Below are 17,850 nucleotides of genomic sequence, written 5' to 3'. Positions count from 1 at the left end.
AAAGGGCCCTGGCTGCCCCGTGGTCCTGGACCCCTCGGCGTACGAGGACTTTCACGCGACCCCCGAGGAACCCTTCACGCTCGAACGACAGCTCCGCGTCGACACACGGCGGACGGGCGTCGGAGCGACCCTCGAACACCTGGCGTCGAACCCCGTCGACCTGGTCCTGTCCCCCACCCGGTACCTACGGTGTGACGACGCGGGAGGACGGGCGCTGGACGAGGCCGTCAGGCAGATCAACGAGGCGGACGTGTGGGGCGTGGTCTTCTCGGTACCCGTCGACGCGCGGTGGCTCACCGACCGCCGAGAGCACCTGGTCGCCTCCCTGCGACGTGCGCGTGTGCCCAAGGCGCTGATCCTCGGGGACCGGGGGAACCCGGTGGGATCGGGGGCCAGGGCGAGGGCGTTGCGGGAGGTCCTCCGCGCCTGTCCGGAGACCGCACTGCTCAGAACCGATCTGGCCGCACTGGACGCGATGGCGCACGGGGCGGCGTTCGCCTCCATCGGGGACACCGCTTCGGTCCGTCACGCGGTCCCTCCGGGGAAGCAGGGCGGCGGACCGGGGTCGAAGTACAGTCCCGACGTCATCATGCCCGCCCTGATGGGCTACTTCCACGGTTCCACCCTCGCCGAACGGCTGCGGGACTCCCGAAGGTGCGACTGTCTGCCCTGCGTCGAATGGGGCGAGGCACGCGACAACGGTGAGGTGGGCAGGCCCCTCACCGACTTCCAGGACACCTCCGACACGGGAGGGGCCCACGCCCACAACATGGCGCTCTGGTCCCGGTGGTGGAGGGAACTGCGCTCCGAGCACTCCTATGAGGACATGAGGGCGCGGTGGCGGGGAATGTGTCAACGTGCCCATCTCGAATACGAGTGGCACAACAGAGCGATCTCCCCCAGGCAGGACACGTTCAGGGCCTCGGACGCGTTGCGCTACTGGGCGGGAGCCGGGGACGTGGGCTCTCCTTCCTCCACGGTCCGGTGAACGCGCTCGGCGAGGCGCCAGTGGAGCGCCGCGGCGGATTCGGGAACCCCGGTGCGGGGCCCCACCAGAACCCTCACCCCGCCGCCGCCGTGCTCAGCGAGTCCCACCCCGTAGTAGTCCGCCTCCCAGCACGCTCGCTGTCGGTCCTCACCGAGCGGTGGGCACACGACCGTGCGGGGCGCGACGGGGCCGAGCGCACAGGCCCGGTCGAGCACGTCGAGCCACCCCTTTCCCCGGATGACGAGCAGGTCCAGCCGGACGGGGGCGTCCGCGATCCGGCGAACCCGCCGGTTCCTTCGTGAACGCGTCCACGTGGGAAGCGCGGGGAGGATGCGTCGCTCGCGTTCGGTCAGTGCGTCGACCGGCACCCACTCCCCCAGGGGAAGCGCCTGAAGGACCTGGTAGAGCCCCAGGCGCGGGCCGAGCACCCTGCCGCCCGCACGCAGCCTGCCCTGTTCCTCGACGGGGCGGTACACGGCCGTGACCGCGCTGCCGCCCACGCACAGGTCCACGGTCCGCGCGTCCGCGGAGCCGACGAACGTACGAACGTGGTGAGACCGGAGTTCCATCCCACCGATGGTGGCAGAGAACCCGTGCCCTGTCCGTGGTTCTCCACAGGCGTGGTCGTGGGGTACAGCGGGGGCGCGTGCCGATCAGCCGCCGAAGCAGCCGAACCGTGACGATCCGAGAGGCAGCGTGTGCCACTGCGTGTCCGCGCCACCGCTGGCAAGGATCACCGCCATCCGGGCCCGGATCGGTATCGGCGTCGAAGGCGGTGTGGGTCACCGGTTGGACGGTGACCCGCAGCACTTCTTGTACTTGCGCCCCGAAGCGCACCAGCAGGGCTCGTTGCGGCCGGGCGGCCACGAGCGCAGCCTCGGGTCGTCCGCGGTGAGCTCCCGCTCCGCCCAGGTCAGGGCGGTGTCCTCGTCCGCCGGGTCCAGGCCGGAGCGTTCGGCGAACTCGACGATGTCCTCCACCCCGTGCAGCACCACGCCCCGCCGCGTCCCGGGGTGTTCGCGGTCGCGCTCGCGCAGGCTCCGTTCGGCGGCGCGGTAGTAGACGTCGGCGCCGTGCCCGGCGGTCTCCCCGCTGAGCAGTCCCCGATCGCGGGCCCCGTCGAAGGCCGCACGGGAGTAGAGTGCCTCCACCTCCCGGTCCGGGCCGTTCTCCGCCGGCCGGCCCTGCTCCTCGTAGGACGGTCCCAGCGCGTCCTCCGCCTGCCGTTGGGCCACGGCCAGGGCCACCTCGTCGTGGTCGTCGTACGGCAGGCCCAGCTTCATCCGCGCCAGCAGGCGGTTGACGAGCGGGGACAGGGAGAGGTCGTCCTCCTCCGCGAGTTCCTCCGGCGGCTCGGCGAGCAGGTGTCGGGCGGCGATGTTGAAGCAGAGCAGCGCCTCGTCCCAGCGCTCCAGCTCCCGCATGTACTCACCGAGCAGGTCGGCGGGCCCCTGGCCCAGGCGGCCGGGGCGCAGCAGCTCGGAGGTGATCCGCTCCGCCTCGGCCGTGTCCCGCGGGTCCTGGCTCTTGCGTAGGAGGTCGGCCAGCTCGACGGAGGCGTACTGGCCGCCCTCCGAGGTGGGAGGGTGCTCGCGCACGGTCTCCAGCAGGCGGCGGGCCTGGGTGGCACGTCCCGCACGGCGCAGTTCCGCGGCGGAATCCACGAGGACCTCGCCGGTGTCGTCGGGGTAGGCGGCCAGGTCATTCAGGAGTCGGCTGGGAAGGTCCAGTTCCCGGAGCGCGGCCGTCAGGGGCGTGTCATCACCGGCCGTGGCGGTGGAGGAGACGTGCTCGTTCATGTCCACCAGGCTAGGAGCAGCCGCAACGGCGGGCGGCCCGTTCACCGCAACCGGGAGGCCGAGGCGCTCACTCGGCGTCCTCGTCCAGCTGCTGCCAGCGCACGGACGAGACCTCCGGCTCCAGGCTGAGCCTCCTGACCAGCTGTTCCACTGCCTCGTCCTGGCGTGCGCCCGCGAAGATGTCGGCGTACACGGACACCAGCTCCTCGTCCTCCTCCAGGTGGCGGCAGTCCAGGGAGCGCAGTGTGAACTCGGTTTCGGACAGCGCATGGAGCAGCAGGGCCCGTACGTGGGGGTCCTGGGCGTTCGTGCACACGATCCGGATCCGGTAGACGGTCTCCTCGTCCTTGGAGTTGACGGGCGAACTCTTCTGCAGCCGCCGGGCCACCGGGCGCAGCAGGACGTTGGCGGCCACCACCGCCACCGCGCCCATCGCCGCGACCAGGTAGACGCCGCTTCCGGCCAGGACGCCCACGGCGGCGGCGCACCAGATCGTCGCGGCCGTGTTGATGCCGCGGATGTTGATGCCGTCGCGCAGGATGACGCCCGCGCCGAGGAAGCCGATGCCCGACACCACCTGGGCCGCGATACGCGTGGGGCTGACCTCGTCGACGGAGTAGGCGGCCAGCAGGACGAACAGCGCCGACCCCACGGCGACGAGCGCGTTGGTGCGAAGGCCCGCCATGCGCGCCCGCCACTGGCGTTCGACGCCGACCAGCGCGCCCAGTCCGAACGCGCAGCCGAGCCGGAGTGCGGCCTCCCACCATTCCAACATCCGCCCGCTCCTCCACAGGTCGCCCGTCCGGTCCGCTTCGAAGGGGCCCGCGGTGCCGGAACGCCGATACGTTCGCGACATTGCACCCATCTCACCGGATACTGGACACGGCTACCCGGTCCTCCCCCGCGTACACCCGTACTCCTGTGAAGCCGCCCAACCACCACGATCTCGCAGTTCAGAAGCTCGCGAACAGGGTTTTCACGTAACGCGTGTGTATAGTCGTGACCGGTCTGCTGTCGTCCCGAACGGGTGGGGAAAGCCATGGGCGCCGGTGAGGTGGAGGTGAGCTCGGCCGACATCGCCAGGATCGCGGGCGTGAAGCCGACGGCGGTGAGCAACTGGCGGCGCCGCCACAAGGACTTCCCCAGACCGGTGGGGGGCACCGACCGCAGCCCCCGGTTCGACCTGGGGCAGGTGGAGGAGTGGCTGTCCACCCACCGCCGGGCACCGAGCATCGACCCCGACCAGCGCCTGTGGCAGGCGCTGGACTCCCTGCGCGGCTCCGTCCCCGTCGACGCGGCGCTCGTCCAGGCCGGGGTACTGCTGTGGCACCTGAGCCGCGACCCCGGCACCGGGGGACACAGCGCCGGTGGACCCGGGAAGCAGGACGGGTCGGCGCTGGCGGGGCGCGCGTGGCGGGACTTCGAGGGCCTCCTGGAGAACGCGGGCCTGGCCGGTCTGGCCGAGCGCCGCCCCGAACCCGTTCCGGACGCCCGACTGGCGCCGCTGGCCGACGCGGCGGTGCGCGCCGCGCGGGAGAGCGATCCGCGGACGGCCTTCGAACACCTGCTCAGTCGCCTGGACCAGCGCTCCCCCTCAGGCTCGCACACGGTCCCGCCCGAGTTGGCCGACCTCATGGTGGCTCTGACCGGAATCGCGGACGCCGGATCCGGCCCCGAGGGCAGCGGGGGCAGGAGCACCGGGGCCGGAAACGCCAGGGCCGGGAACCCCGTGTCCGCGGAGGGGAACGGCAACGGGAACACCGGGGCCGGAGGCACCACCACCGGCAACGGCAGCGGCGGCACCGTGACCGGAGGCACCACCGGGAACGGGGACGGTCCCGCCGGCACCGTGGCCGACCCCGCCTGCGGGCGGGGAGGTCTGCTGCTCGCCGCCGCGCGCGGCGGACGGCGCGCCCTGCTGGGGCAGGACCGGGACGCCGCCTCGGTGTGGCTGGCCGCCCTGCGCCTGGCCTTCGCCGGGGCCCTGACCGGGGAGACGGACCTGCGGGTGGCCGACGCGCTGCGCCTGCCCGCGTTCACTCCGAACACACCGGACGGCGCGGACGGCGCCGACGCGGTCGTGTGCGCCCCGCCCTTCGGCGAGCGCGACTGGGGCGTCGAGGAGCTCGTGGAGGACCCCCGGTGGACGTACGGGGTCCCCCCGCGCCTGGAGTCCGACCTGGCCTGGGTCCAGCACTGCCTGTCCCTGGTCCGGCCGGGCGGCTCGGCGGTCGTGCTGATGCCCCCGGGCGCCGCCCAGCGCCCCTCGGGGCGGCGCATCCGCCGGTCGCTGCTGCGCGCGGGCGCCTTCTGCGCGGTGGTCTCGCTCCCGCCCGGGTTCGCGGCCCACTACGCCGTTCCCCTCCAGCTGTGGGTGCTGCGCCGACCGGAGCGAGACGCGGTCCCCGCTCCCGTGCTGCTCGTGGACACCGCCCCGCACGAGCCCGGGCAGACCTGCCCGCCGGGCGGGGTCCTCGGCCGGATCGACCGGCTCTGGAGGGAGTACCTGTCCGGCCCGGAGGGGTTCGACGAGCGTCCGGGGGTGGCGCGGACGCTGGAGGTGGCCGACCTGCTGGACGAGGACGTCGACCTGACCCCCCGCACGCGCCTTCCGGTTCCGCGCGCCGCGGCGGACGACCTGGACCTGTTCGCCGAGCGGCGCACGCGCCTGGAGGGCGCGCTGCGCACACTGCGCACGCTCCTGCCCGAGGCGCCGCGGGTCGGGCCCGGCGGCGAGGCGGTCGGGGTGGTCACGCTCGGCGAGCTGGCCCGGGCCGGGTCGGTGACGATCCGGCGGCCCCTTCCCCGGCGTTCGGCGGAGGATGCGGGCCCGCGCACCAGCGCCAGGGTGGTCACCGGTGAGGACGTGGCCCGCGGGGCGGGGGCCTCGCGCACGGAGGAGGTGGACGCCGACCCGATGCGCAACCCCCCGATCCAGGAGGGCGACGTCCTCATCCCCGCGGTGGCTCCGAGGCCCGCCGCGCGGGTGGCGACGGGGGACGACGCGGGCGCCTTCCCGGGGGGCGGCCTGTACGTGGTGCGCACGAACCCGGGCGCGGTGGACCCGTGGTTCCTGGCGGGGTTCGTCACCAGCTCCGGGGAGAGCCGGAACATCACCCGGTTGAGCAGCAGCATGCGGGGCCGTCTGAGGATCGACCCGTCCCGGATGCGGCTTCCGGTGCTGCCGGTGGAGGAGCAGAGGCGGTACGGGGAGCTCTTCCGGAGGGTGGCGCGCTTCCGGGAGGCCCTGTTGGAGTTCCAGGGGTGGGGCGAGGAGCTGGCCGACCAGGCCGCCGATCTGGTCGCCGGGCGCTGGGAGACCTTCTGAGGACTGGGGAGCACCGGCCCGCCGCGCGCGCCGCGGTTCCGCGCGCACGGCGGTTCCGGAACGTCGGACCGCTCTGGGAGCCGTCCGCGGCCCAACCGTCTTGGGCGCTCGCCCGGCCGTAACCGGGGAGCGCCGACCGCCCGGAAGAAGCGTGCGACGGGGGACGGTGCCTCAGGAGCCGTCGGTGACGCGCTTGCCGTCCCCGTCCTGGACGATGGTGAAGGAGTCCACGACCCGGCCGTCGGCGGTCCGGGACCGGTACTCCAGGGTGTCGCCGTCCACCGAGACCGTCTGGAAGGTCTGGGTGTCGGTGCGCTGCACGCGCACCTCGGCGCCGTGGTCGGTCCAGTTGCCCTCGGCCGCGTCGTAGGTCTTGGGGCCGGTCACCGCGACCACGTAGACCGGGCCGGTGTGCGTGCCGGGGTCGGCGGTCCGGTGCTCGGCCATGTTGCCGCGGGTGTAGGAGTGGTCGTGTCCCTGGAGGACCAGGTCCACGTCGTACTCCTCCAGCACCGGCAGCCACGCCTCGCGCAGCGGTTCGTTGTCGCGGTCGGGGTCGGCGGAGAAGACCGGGTGGTGGAAGGTGACCACGGTCCATTCGTGGGGGTTGTCGGCCAGTACCCGCTCCAGCCACCGCCGCTGCGTGTCCAGCCACCGCTCGGTCCCGTCCGAGGGCACCTCGCGGTAGTTGGAGTTGAGCACCACGAACCGCACGCCCTGGTAGTCGGTGTGGTAGACCGTCCCGGCCAGGTCCGCGCCCTGGTCGGGGCCGTTGCCCGCGCCGCGGAACTGCGGAACCCAGTGTTCGCTCAGCCCGTCGTCGTACTCGTGGTTGCCGGGCGTGGCCACGTGGTTCATGCTCCCGGTGGCCGGGCCGAAGGCGTCGAACCACTCGTCCCACTCCGAGCCGCTGTCGGCCGAGTCGACCAGGTCGCCGGAGTGCACGGCCAGTTCGGCCTCGGGCGCGGCCTCCAGCCCGGCCCTGACCACGGGGGCGGCCTCGTCGGTGATGTCGTTCTGGATGTCGCCGAAGTACAGGAAGCTGAAGGGTTGGGCCCCCTCGGCGGCGGTGGTGAAGGTGCGCCAGTCGCTCACCGCTCCGCCCGCGTCGCCGCCCCCGCCGCCCCCTCCGGCGACTTCGCCGCCTTCGCCACCGGTACCGATCCGGTAGCGGTAGGCGGTGTCCGGTTCCAGGCCGGTGGCCGTGGCCGTGAAGGTGGAACCGGGCTCCTCTCCTCCGGTGGCCCGCCCCCGGACCCGGGCGGGTTCCGCGGATTCGTCCTCGGGACCGATCTCCAGGAAGGCCTCCCGCGCGCCGTAGGCACGCCAGGTCACGGTCTGGGAGGTGCTGGGTTCGGCGGTGGGTGAGAGCAGGACCCGGTCGACGGGCCGCTCGGGCGGGGCCTCGGGGGCGCAGGCGCCCAGCCCGATCGTGAGGACCGCGCCGCCGAGGGCCGCGAGCGCGCGGAAGGCGACGGAACGGGGCCGGACCGGAGCGGACGCGGCCGAGCGGTCCCGCGGAGACCGGGGCGGCACCGGGCGGGGCCGCGGAGCGCGGGACGAAGCGTCGGGCATGAGGGACCTGTCCTTTCTGACGGCGAACCGGTGCCGCGGGCGCGAAGGGGCGGCGGGGAGCCGCCCACGCGACGGCTCCCCCGGTCTACCCGGCCAGCTACCCGACCAGGGAGTCGAGCATGGGCCCGAACTCCTCGTCGGAGGTCAGCAGCTCCACCGACCTGTTCTCGTGGTCGATCCTGGCCCCCACGGGACGCAGGTCGGGCGGCGTGCCCTGATCGCGCGAGCGCGAACCGGGGTGCCACCAGTAGAGCTGGGCGCTCACGGGCTTGTCGCCGTCGGCGGCGAACCGCTCGGCGACCTGCTGCATGTGGTCCAGGGCGGCGATCGGGTGGCCCTTCCCCAGAGGGTGGGCCAGGAGCACCTCGGGAACGGGGAAGGCCACGAGCGCGCCGTGCGGCAGGCCGCCGAGGTGGCGGTCCAGGTCGTGCGCGTGCGCCGCCACGTAGGGGTGCTGGCCGCCGATGTGCACGATGTGCGCCCCGTTGACCTCGTGCTCGCTGACCTCGACGGTCTCGGCCACGGAGGCGGCCACCGCCTCGGCGAAGACCTCGCCGTCGGGGCGGCCGGAGCGCTCGTGCACCTGGCGGGGCAGCGGCCGCAGCGAGTCGGAGGCGTCCACGACCACGGTCTGCCACAGCCCGGGGGCGATCTCGCGGGTCAGGAGGGAGTCCAGCACGCCCTCGGGGAAGGCGGAGGCGGGGTACAGGCGCACCCGGAGCCGCCCGTCCGTGTCACCGCCGCCCTGTCCGGTGGCCTGGCTCAGCTGTTCGACGGACGTGCGCGCGAACTGGGCGGTGTTGTGCGCGATCTGCTCGGGGGTGGCCTCGCTCAGTGCGGCGCGCAGTCCGCTGATGTCGGCGCTGGCGTGGTTGCCGTCGGGCAGCGTCACGACGAGCGTGTCGGCGCCCTGGAAGGCGGCGCCCACCCCGGCCTCGGCGAAGGCCGCCGCCAGGGAGACGGCCACCGTGTCGTCGGGGTCCGGCGGGGAGGGGGCGCCGGCCGGGTCCGCGTCCCGCGTACCGGTGGAGGACGCCTCGGCGGAGGACCCGTCGGCGGCCTGCTCCCGCTCCCTCGCGGCACCGGCCATGAAGTCCGCGAAGCGGGCGGCCAGGTCGGTCCGCTGGTCCTCCGCGGCGATGACCGCCTGGTCGAAGGTGTCCCTCATGTCGGCCTCCATGAGGATCGCGCCCCCGAAGTCGAACACGCGCAGGCGGGTCGGCGGCAGGAAGTCGGCGCGCAGCCCCTCCCGCTCGCAGGCCCGCACCAGGGCCGCTCCGACCTCCTCGCGCATCCGCTCGGGATCCAGTTCACGCGCCTGCTCCAGCCGGGCGCCGAGCCAGTCGGGGATCCGGTCGTGCGCGCGCGGAAAGCGCTCCAGTTCCTGGGCGTAGACGAGCGGGCTCGTCCCGGACGGCAGGTCGGGCTCGGTGTCGTGGTTGTACTCGACGTTGAACCGGTGCGAGTGGTGGACCGAGAGGACCATGGAGAGCCAGGTGCCCGCACCCTCCTGGAACCCGGACCGCTTGAGCGCGTCGACCAGGCCGCCGACGCCGCCAGGCACCTCCAGCTGCCGGACCCGGCCGTCCGCCTCCTGGACGGCGAGCATGTCGGCGCGGTACGCGCCGATCACCCTGGCCAGGTAGGTGAGCTGCTGCCAGCCCTCCGGGACGACCGCGACCAGTCGCCCGGCGAGGTCCTGGAGGACCTCGCCCTGTTCGAGGGGGCCGGGAGGTTGGGGAGTCATGTGGGGCTCCGTGTCCGTGTGGGTGCGTTCGGTCGGTTGCGCCCTCCCTTCCTATCGTGCCGGGGGGACGGAGCGTGACCTCGCCCGCACCTCACGCTGTTCGCCGCGTACCGCCGCCCGTTCACGCGGCCCGGCGGGCCTTCAGTCCGCGAGCGCGTCGAGGTAGACCCAGGCGCCCTCGTGGCGCACGAAGCGGCTGTTCTCGACGAGCGCCTCGTCGCGGGCGCCCTCGCGGTAGGAGGCGCGGAAGGCGACCGTGCCCTCGTTGTGGAACGGGGTGCCCCCGGTGGTGGACAGGATCTCCAGGCGCACCCACTCGGTGCCGGGGTCCAGGTCCAGGCGTCGCGGCCTGCTGCTCGGGTGCCAGGTCCGCAGGAGGTGGTCGCGGTCGCCGACCGCGAAGGCGCTGTAGCGGGAACGCATGAGCTGTTCGGCGGTGGACGCCGTGGCCCGCCCGCTGTGCAGGCGGCCGCAGCAGTCCCGGTAGGCCGACGGGCCGCCGCAGGGGCAGGGCGCCTCGGGATCGGCCGCGGGCCGGGGCGGGGACGTGCGGTGACGGGGTTTGCGCTGCGACATGCCCTCCATTGTGGCGTCCCGTCCCCGCTGGCGGTGACAGGTCCGAAGCCGAGGCGGCCGCGGAGCCGGGGTGGCTGCGGAACCGGGCCGGTCGCGGAGCCAGGGCCGTTGTGGAGCAGGGGTGGCCGCGGAGCCGGGCCGGGGCCTGGCCGGGGTCGGCCGCCCCCGGAGCCCGCACGCGGGGAAACGGCTCCCGCGTTCAGGCGCGGCCCGAACCGTCGGAGCCGTCGGACAGGGGCTCCGACATCCGTTCGGTCGGCGGCGTCACGCTCCGGACGTCCTGTCCGGTGAGGCCGGAGTGCACCTCGGCCGCCACGGACTCGACGGTGTCCACCCCGTACCGCATTCCGTCGTTGTCGTCGGTCAGGACGACGATGTCGTAGTCGCCGACCGGGGTTCCGCGGAAGCCGCCGATGCTGTGCACCCGCCAGAGGTCGGTGCCGGTGTGGGGCAGCCAGCCGTTCTTGAGGTGGACCTCGGCGTCGGCGGGCGCTCCCGAGGGCACGCCCCAGCGCTGTTCCCCGATGACGTCGCCCATGAGGCCGCGCGCGAACTCGCGCTCCTCCCGGCCGAGCACGTCGTTGTCGGTGCGCAGCAGGCGGAGCAGGGTGAGCTGGTCGGAGACGGTGATCCGCATCAGCCCGACGTAGCCCTCGGGGTCCGGTTTCGTGGCGTCCATGCCCGCCAGGTCCAGGAACCGCTGGATGCGCTCGGCGCCGACGCTGTTGCGCAGCTCCGTGGCGGCGTCGTTGTCCGAGACGGTGATCATGGCGGTCGCCAGGTCCCTCTCCTCGGCGGTGAGCTCCCGGTCCTCGTCCATGGCGGTGCGCAGCAGCGCGCCGAGGACGACGACCTTGCCGACGCTGGCGGCGTCGAACTCCGCGTCGGGGTCGAGTCCGCAGGTGAGGTCGCCGCCGTGCGCGAAGACCCCCACGGCGATCGTCCCCTCCCGCTCGTCCGCCCGCTCGCGGATCCCCTCGTCGAGCCGTCGCGCGAGGTCGGGGTGCGACTCGGAGGTGCAGATCGGCTCCTGCGCGGAGGCTTCCGTCGCGGCGGTGCCCGGTGCGGCGGCGGCCGCCCCGGCGGTGAGCGCGGCGGCGAGGACCACGGCGGCGGACCGTGCCGCGCGTCGGCACCGGGCGGGTGTGCGGTCGGCGGACATGGAAGGGGCCCTCCCTCGTTCGGCGGATCGGGGCGGCGCGGCAGGCCGCGGACAGACCGGCGAACACCCTGGGACACGTAGGAGCACACAGGGTGACCGACCGGCGCCCTTCGATTCTCGGGGTCCGCGCTCCGCCACGCGTGAGCGACACGGGGCCTTCCGCTCCCGCGAAGCGGTGGCGCGGGGAGGGTGGTACGGGGTCTGCGCGGTGGGGCCGCTCCTCTTCCTGAGCGCCCCGGTGGAGGTGTGGGCACCGCGCGGCCCGGAACCGCGCCGACGCCCTCACAGCGTCCCGACGGTCTCCCAGGTCTCGGGGTCGAGGAATTGCACGCCCGCCTCCTCCGTCTTCACCGCGACGACCTCTCCGTCCGGGTGCGGAGCCACGTACCAGGGGGCCAACCCGTCCGGGAGGAGGCTCTCCCCGCTCTCCAGGTCCCACGCCCCGCCGTACTTCTCCACTTCCGCACCGTAGTCCTCGGGATCGGAGTCCCACCACGTGACGTACACCCGACCGAGCCACGGGTCCACGACGACCTCCTGGATCCAGGGCTCCTGGAGTTCGGCCACCTCCTCCATGTCGAACGCGTCGACCCGGCGCCCGGCGACGAAGTCCCACACGATGACCTCGCCCCCGTGGACGTAGACGACCTGGTCCGTCCCCCGGACCGGCGCGAAGGCCCCGTCCGCCACCGGACGGACCGTGTGCAGCCGTTCGCCCGTGTGGACGTCCCAGACCGTGACGCTCCAGTCCGAGGAGTCCACGGAGTCCACGGAGTTCCTCAGGGCCAACCGCCGCTCGTCGAGGAAGACGGGGTCTCCCCCGTCGCTGTCGATGGTGTTCACGGTCTTCCCCGACGCGCTGTCGACGATCTGCACACCCGCACCCGGGACGGCACTCGATCCGGAGAGGGCGATCAGCCCGTCGGGGGAGACCGCGATCCCGCCCACGACCGGAGGCGGCTCCGAGGGGGTACCACCGGTCGATCCCCCGTTCCCGTACCCGGTGACCGTGCCCGAGACCAGGTCGAACCCCTGCCCCACCGGCGCCGGGTACTCGTTCCCGGGTCGCGGTTCCGCTTCCATGACCACGGCGGCGATACCGCACCCCTCGGGCAGGAAACCGAAGCCCGCCAGCCTGTCGAGGGCCGTGCTGGGACGGGCGACCTCCCGGCCCTCCCTCCAGTCCCACACGCTCATCTCGTTCTGGAGGGTGTGCATCACCAGCAGGTCACCGTCGGGGGAGAACACCATGTCGGAGAAGATCTCCAGGTCGTCGGCGTCCCGTTCCCGGGCTGGGGCGAACCCCTCCGCCTCGGTGCAGTCGGCGACCGCCGGCTCCGGCACGTCCGCGGGGTCCGCCGACCCGTCCCGTGCCACCACGAGTGCCGTGGCGGCGACCGCCGCCACGGCCAGGGCCCCGGCGGCCGACGGCACGAGCACACGCCTCCGGGGCCGCCGCCCGGTGGTGGACGTCGCGCTCTCCCGCCCCGCCCCGGTCCCCGCGAGCATCCGCACGAGTTCACGCGGAGTGGGCCGCAGGTCCGGATCGGGGTGCAGGCAGCCGTCGATCACCTTCCGGAACCGGAGCGGGGGTCCGGCGTCCCCCGCGGCGGCGGACACCAGGACCGCCCAGTGGCGCACGTCCTCGGCCGCCGCACCGGACGGCGCCGCCGAGAACGCCCCCGCGAGCCTGGCGCCGTCGGAGGAGAGCAGGACGTCCTCCGCGCGCAGCGGCCCGGCGGACACCCCCGCCTCGTGCAGGTCGGCCAGGCCGGCGGCGAGCGCCGTCGCCACGGACGGGAACTCCTCCGGGAGCAGGCCGCCCCCGTTCCGCTCGACGCGGTCGGCGAGGGTCTCCTCGTCCCCGCGCGCGAACGCGGCCCAGGGCACCGCGCCCCGGGTGTCGGCGCCGACCATCCGGCACACGTACGGGCTCCTCAGCTTCCGCAGGGCCTCGACCCGGCGCGCGAACTCGCCGCGGAACAACGGGTCGGTGGCACGCCCGGGACGCAGGAGCACGACCATGGCGGACACACGGCCGCCGGTCCCGCCCGCGTAGCGGTGGGCCGTGTCGTCCGAGCCGAGCCTGCCGAGCAGCCGGTGGGGTCCGATGGCGGGCGGGTCGTGCGGGTGCAGGGGGAGCATCCCGGTCCTCTCCGATCAGCCGAGTTCGGCCAGGACTTCAGAGGTCGCGGCGTCGACGACGAGGATGGTGGCCGCCTCCTGGGGCAGCACGGCCAGCACCTCTCCCGCCGGGTGCGCCGCCAGGGTCCGGTTGTCCGCCTCACCCGCCCCGTCCGTTCCGGACGTCACCTCCTCACCGGTGGAGAGATCCCAGGTGGTGCGCCGTCCGCTGGACCCGGTGATGAAGTTGGCGCCGTGCACCAGGTGGAACCGGTCCGTGCCGGGCGCCACGACGAGTTCCTCGGACAGGTAGGGCGACTCGCCCTCCGGGCTGAAGAGCCGTGGTTCGGTTCCCGTCAGGTAGTTGATGTGCACGACCGCCTCCGGATTGGCGGACAGGTAGAGCAGGTCGCCCTCGTCGTTGGGCAGCGCCACCGAGCCCGGTTCGGCCCCCAGGACTCCCTCCCGGCGGAACACCTCGCGGCCGGTCGAGGTCTCCAGCACCGCGACGAAGTCGCCCCGGTTCAGGGCGAGGTGCTCGCCGTCCGGCGAGTAGGCGGCCCAGCCGACCATCTCCTCCCAGATGTCGGTGACCACTCCCGTCTCCAGGTCGATCCTGCGGGTCCCCCCGGGACCGATCGTGACCTCCCCGCCGTCGGGGGAGAACACCACGGGCTCGTAGGCGAAGAGGTTGACCAGGTCCGGGAAGTACGTGGTCCGCTCCCCGTCGCGCAGGTCGAAGACGTGCAGGCCGCCCTCGGTGGACAGGTAGGCGAAGCGGCAGCCGTCCGGGCTCACCGTCGGCAGGCCGCCGAAGTCGGGCAGGGATTCACCGACGAAGGCGACCTCCGTTTCCGCCTCCCAGTCCCACAGGGCGACCCCGGTGGGATGCGAGACGGCCAGCAGTTCGCCCCCGGCCACGAACGCGAGACGGGGGAAAGAGCCCATGTCGAGGTCGTAGCTGTCCTCTCCGGGTATCTCCAGCCTCTCCCGGGCGGCCTCCGCGTACTCCGCCGCGAAGTGCTCCGGCCGCGAACACGGGCCCGTTCTACCGTCCGTCCCGGCCTCCTGCACGCCCTCCGCGGCCCACGGCGGCCAGGCCGCCCCCGGTCCCCGCTCCGAAACCGCCCACACACCCGCGCCCGCGGCCAGGACCAGCGCGGCCGCGCCGGCGCCGACCGCCCACGGCCCCCGGCGGCGCAGGAGAGCCGCCGGGCGTCGCGGGTTCGGGGAGGTGTACTCCCGGTGCGCCTGCGCGACCTCCTCCACCCTCCGCGCGGCCTCCACCGGGAGCCAGTCCGGCGCCGCCTCGACGGGATCGACCGGGCCGCCCAGTTCCTCCAGTACCCCGGCCGCCGACGGCCGGTCGCCGGGAACCTTCGCCAGACACCGGGAGAGCAGTCCGCGCAGGTCCTCGGGGACGGAGGCCAGGTCCGGTTCCAGGCGGGTGATGCGGTAGGCCACGGCGGAGGGGTGCCCTTCGCCGAACGGGCCGGTACCGGTGAGCGCGTACACGGCGGTGCCCGCCAGCGCGAAGACGTCCGTGGCGGGGGAGGCCGCCGCACCCTCGTACTGCTCGGGGGCGGTGTAGCCGGGGGTTCCGGCGGTCAGCGTCTCCTCAGCGTCGGCGTTCTCGGCCTCCTCCATGGCCCGGGAGACCCCGAAGTCGATCACCTGCGGCCCGGCCGCCGAGACCATGACGTTGCCGGGTTTGAGGTCGCGGTGCACCAGCCCGTTCCCGTGCATGTCCTCCAGCACCGAGGCGACCGCCCGCAGCAGGAACCGCACCGACTCCTCGGGGAGCGGACCGGTCTCCCGGACCAGGTCGTGCAGGGTGGGCCCGGCCACGTACTCGGTCGCCATCCACGGCAGCCGGGCGGCGGAGTCGTGGTCCAGCACACGGGGGATGAAAGGCCCGTGCGCGCGGCCCGCCAGGGCGAGTTCCCGGGCGAACCTCGCGCGGAAGCCGGAGTCGTAGGCGAACTCCGCCCGCACCGACTTGACCGCGGCGAGGGCGCCGTCGGCGCCGGTGCCCAGGTAGACACGGCCCATGCCGCCCGCACCGAGAACGGCGCGGAGGCGGTAGGGGCCGATGTCGCGGGGGTCGTCCGGGGAGAGTGCGCGCATGGGGGCTTTCGTTTCAGTCCGGTTACTCAAGCTCGTTGACGACGGTCAGGTTCTCGCCGTCCAGTACCAGCACCTGGCCCGCCTCCAGATCGATGACGGCCAGGAACTCGTCGCGGGGGTGCGGGTCCAGTGGTCCGGGGAGCAGGGCGTCACCGTCGCGCAGGACCTCGCCCGTTCCGGTGTCCCACACCGTCCCGAACAGTTCGGTGACGCCGTACGGGTCCCCGACACCGGCGTACAGCCGTTCACCGTCGGAGGAGAACGCGAGGGAGAATTCGACGTCGGGGTCGTCCTCGCCGATGCGGCCCAGGTCCCGCAGGGTGGTGCCCGTGTCCAGATCCACCAGACGGACCCGGTCGGTGTCCTCCAGCAGCGCCATCACCGACGGATCGGTCGGGTGCGGGACGAATCCCAGGTTCCCGGGCCCCTCGAAGTAGTGGACCCAGTCCCCGGTGTCCGCGTCCCACACGGCGACCCCCAGCACCCGCTCGGTGCCGTCGCTGACGCTGCCGACGAGCCTCTCCCCGTCGGCGGTGAACTCCAGGTCGAACACGTAGCTGAACGTGCCCGGCCCCAGCAGGGGGATGGTGAGGGCGCGTTCGCCCGCCGCGACGTCCCACACGTGGATGACGTGCTCGATACCGTCCCGGCCCAGTTCGTTGGCCACGACCGCCACACGGGTCCCGTCGGAGGACAGCGCGGGGTTGCGGGGGTTGGTGCGCTGCTCCTCGTACACCAGGACGGTCTCCTCGGTCAGCGTCCCGTCGGTGTCCCGCAGGAGTTCGATCCTGTCCTGGTGGTGGGGCCCCACCCCGTCCGCGTGGACCATCGCCATCACGCCGTCGGCGTTGACGTCGGTCTCGGAGGGCGAGGGGTCGAGGAAGGCCGTGATCTCGCCCGCCCGCCAGTCCCACACGGAGAAGTAGAGCGAACCGGTGGCGTAGACCCGTTCCCCGTCGGGGGAGAAGGCCACCCCGTCGGCGGACGACAGGCTCTGCTGGTACCCCTGCGGAGCGAAGGCGGGGTCGGCGGTCCCCTCCCCGGCCGCCTCTCCTGCGGCCGGGCCGTCACCGGTGCCGTTCGCCGTGGCGTCGGCACCGGCCGCCGCGGGGTCCGTGCCCTCCGCGGGCTCACCGCCGCCGGGCAGCGCGGTGAGCGCGTACCCGCCCCCGGCCGCCAGGACCAGGGCGGCGGCCGCGGCCCCCGCGATCAGCGCGTGCCGCCGCCACCGGGCCCGGCCCGCGCGGGCGCGCTCCCCGGCCTGCCGCTCCCCCAGCCGGTGAACGTCGCCGGTCACCCCGTCGGGCAGCCAGGCGTGCGCGGTCCGCGGCACGGGCACGTCGGCCAACGCGTCCAAGACCGCGGCCGTGTTCGGGCGGTGCTCGGGGCTCTTGGCCAGGCAGCGGGCCAGCAGGTCGCGCAGCGGCCCCTCCGGGACCGCCGACAGGTTCGGGGGTTCCGACAGGACGCGCCGCAGGGTCTCCTTGGCCGACGCGGGCCCGAACGGCGGTTCCCCTGAGGCGGCGAACAGCACCGTCCCGGCCAGGGAGAACACGTCGCTCGCCGGGGACACGTCACGACCCCTGATCTGTTCGGGCGAGGTGTAGGCGGGGGTGCCGAAGGTCTGCCCGGTGCGGGTCAGCACCGTGCCCTCCACCGCCCGCGCCAGCCCGAAGTCGATCACCTGCGGGCCGCGCGGGGACAGCAGCACGTTGCCGGGTTTGAGGTCGCGGTGCATCAGCCCGGCCCCGTGCACCGCCTCCAGGGCCCGGGCCAGACCGGACACCAGCACGGGCAGGGACTCGGGCGGCAGCGGCCCGTGCTCGCGCACCGCCTCCTTGAGCGTCGGGGCGGGCACGTACTCGGTGGCCATCCACGGCACCTCGGCGCCGGTGTCGTCGTCGACCACCGCCGGGGTGAAGGGCCCCCGGACCCGGCGTGCGGCGCGGACCTCGCGGGCGAACCGGACCCGGAACTCGGGGTCGTGGGCCAGGTCGTCCTTGACGAGCTTGACGGCGACCAGATCGCCGCCCGGGGCGCGGGCCAGGTAGACCTCGCCCATGCCGCCGGCCCCCAGGCGGGCCAGCAGCCGGTGGGGCCCGACGGTGCGGGGGTCGTCAGGGGTGAGGGGGTGCACGGGGGTCCTCACGGTGTCGCGGTTCCGGTGGCGCCGAACCCGGTTCAGGGGGCGGGGCAGGGACAAGTTACCGCCCGGAACACCCTGTGCACAGGACCGTGTCCACATGCGGTCTCCGCACGGTGCCGGGCCGTGCGCGTCCGGTACGGGAACCGGGTGCGCGTGCCGCTCCGGCCGGTGTGTCCACCCGGTCAGACCACCGGCCGGACCGCACGGAGCCGCCGGAACCCCGCTGTTCGCCCGAGGGAGGACGAGGGCCCGAAGACCCGGGCCGGGCGGAACCCGGC

At 74.0% G+C, this 17,850-nt stretch carries 12 protein-coding genes; 2 read left to right on the top strand and 10 right to left on the bottom strand.

What is annotated here, in order from left to right:
* The first annotated feature begins 19 nt into the window (after positions 1-19).
* Positions 20-988: a hypothetical protein gene (locus tag G011_RS0110500; protein WP_019608427.1), complete on the top strand. Its 969-nt coding sequence runs from the start codon at positions 20-22 to the stop codon at positions 986-988.
* Here the strand turns inward: G011_RS0110500 and G011_RS0110495 are convergent.
* From G011_RS0110495 to G011_RS0110485, 3 genes are all read right to left on the bottom strand, one after another.
* Positions 937-1,557, bottom strand: a complete 621-nt coding sequence (locus tag G011_RS0110495) for a hypothetical protein (protein ID WP_019608426.1) — start codon at positions 1,555-1,557, stop codon at positions 937-939. The two genes, G011_RS0110500 and G011_RS0110495, sit on opposite strands and share 52 nt — an antisense overlap.
* A 213-nt stretch (positions 1,558-1,770) precedes the next feature.
* Positions 1,771-2,787, bottom strand: a complete 1,017-nt coding sequence (locus G011_RS0110490; RefSeq protein WP_019608425.1) for an SEC-C metal-binding domain-containing protein — start codon at positions 2,785-2,787, stop codon at positions 1,771-1,773.
* A gap of 67 nt (positions 2,788-2,854) precedes the next feature.
* On the bottom strand, positions 2,855-3,562 hold the full coding sequence (locus tag G011_RS0110485; RefSeq protein ID WP_019608424.1) for an MgtC/SapB family protein: 708 nt from the start codon (positions 3,560-3,562) through the stop codon (positions 2,855-2,857).
* Between the two features lie 264 nt (positions 3,563-3,826).
* Between G011_RS0110485 and G011_RS0110480 the strand changes: the two genes are divergently transcribed.
* Positions 3,827-6,115: an N-6 DNA methylase gene (locus G011_RS0110480; RefSeq protein WP_019608423.1), complete on the top strand. Its 2,289-nt coding sequence runs from the start codon at positions 3,827-3,829 to the stop codon at positions 6,113-6,115.
* A gap of 171 nt (positions 6,116-6,286) precedes the next feature.
* On the opposite strand, the gene G011_RS0110475 is transcribed toward G011_RS0110480, so the two are convergent.
* The 7 genes from G011_RS0110475 to G011_RS0110445 all read right to left on the bottom strand — a co-directional run bounded on the left by G011_RS0110475 (position 6,287) and on the right by G011_RS0110445 (position 17,563).
* Positions 6,287-7,690 carry a metallophosphoesterase family protein gene (locus G011_RS0110475; protein WP_019608422.1) on the bottom strand — a complete coding sequence of 468 codons (1,404 nt, stop codon included), beginning with the start codon at positions 7,688-7,690 and terminating at the stop codon, positions 6,287-6,289.
* A gap of 97 nt (positions 7,691-7,787) precedes the next feature.
* Positions 7,788-9,437 carry a hypothetical protein gene (locus G011_RS0110470; protein ID WP_019608421.1) on the bottom strand — a complete coding sequence of 550 codons (1,650 nt, stop codon included), beginning with the start codon at positions 9,435-9,437 and terminating at the stop codon, positions 7,788-7,790.
* Between the two features lie 141 nt (positions 9,438-9,578).
* A complete protein-coding gene (locus G011_RS0110465) occupies positions 9,579-10,022 on the bottom strand; it encodes a YchJ family metal-binding protein (protein ID WP_019608420.1) in 444 nt (147 codons plus the stop codon).
* A gap of 190 nt (positions 10,023-10,212) precedes the next feature.
* Complete coding sequence (locus tag G011_RS0110460; protein WP_019608419.1) at positions 10,213-11,175, bottom strand: serine hydrolase; 963 nt, start codon at positions 11,173-11,175, stop codon at positions 10,213-10,215.
* Positions 11,176-11,457: 282 nt separating this feature from the next.
* Positions 11,458-13,320, bottom strand: a complete 1,863-nt coding sequence (locus tag G011_RS0110455) for a protein kinase family protein (RefSeq protein ID WP_026338197.1) — start codon at positions 13,318-13,320, stop codon at positions 11,458-11,460.
* A gap of 15 nt (positions 13,321-13,335) precedes the next feature.
* Entirely contained in the window at positions 13,336-15,426 is a 2,091-nt protein-coding gene (locus tag G011_RS0110450) for a serine/threonine-protein kinase (protein WP_026338196.1), read from the bottom strand.
* Positions 15,427-15,448: 22 nt separating this feature from the next.
* On the bottom strand, positions 15,449-17,563 hold the full coding sequence (locus G011_RS0110445) for a WD40 repeat domain-containing serine/threonine protein kinase (RefSeq protein WP_019608418.1): 2,115 nt from the start codon (positions 17,561-17,563) through the stop codon (positions 15,449-15,451).
* Positions 17,564-17,850: the final 287 nt, after the last annotated feature.

The organism is Nocardiopsis sp. CNS-639 (assembly GCF_000381685.1).
GTDB lineage: Bacteria > Actinomycetota > Actinomycetes > Streptosporangiales > Streptosporangiaceae > Nocardiopsis > Nocardiopsis dassonvillei.
This window is presented reverse-complemented; position numbering and strand designations above follow the sequence as displayed.

Coding starts and splice junctions, on each gene's coding strand:
- G011_RS0110495 (WP_019608426.1), bottom strand. CDS start 1,557: ATGGAACTCCGGTCTCACCACGTTCGTACGTTCGTCGGCTCCGCGGAC.
- G011_RS0110455 (WP_026338197.1), bottom strand. CDS start 13,320: ATGCTCCCCCTGCACCCGCACGACCCGCCCGCCATCGGACCCCACCGG.
- G011_RS0110470 (WP_019608421.1), bottom strand. CDS start 9,437: ATGACTCCCCAACCTCCCGGCCCCCTCGAACAGGGCGAGGTCCTCCAG.
- G011_RS0110475 (WP_019608422.1), bottom strand. CDS start 7,690: ATGCCCGACGCTTCGTCCCGCGCTCCGCGGCCCCGCCCGGTGCCGCCC.
- G011_RS0110465 (WP_019608420.1), bottom strand. CDS start 10,022: ATGGAGGGCATGTCGCAGCGCAAACCCCGTCACCGCACGTCCCCGCCC.
- G011_RS0110490 (WP_019608425.1), bottom strand. CDS start 2,787: ATGAACGAGCACGTCTCCTCCACCGCCACGGCCGGTGATGACACGCCC.
- G011_RS0110485 (WP_019608424.1), bottom strand. CDS start 3,562: ATGTTGGAATGGTGGGAGGCCGCACTCCGGCTCGGCTGCGCGTTCGGA.
- G011_RS0110450 (WP_026338196.1), bottom strand. CDS start 15,426: ATGCGCGCACTCTCCCCGGACGACCCCCGCGACATCGGCCCCTACCGC.
- G011_RS0110480 (WP_019608423.1), top strand. CDS start 3,827: ATGGGCGCCGGTGAGGTGGAGGTGAGCTCGGCCGACATCGCCAGGATC.
- G011_RS0110460 (WP_019608419.1), bottom strand. CDS start 11,175: ATGTCCGCCGACCGCACACCCGCCCGGTGCCGACGCGCGGCACGGTCC.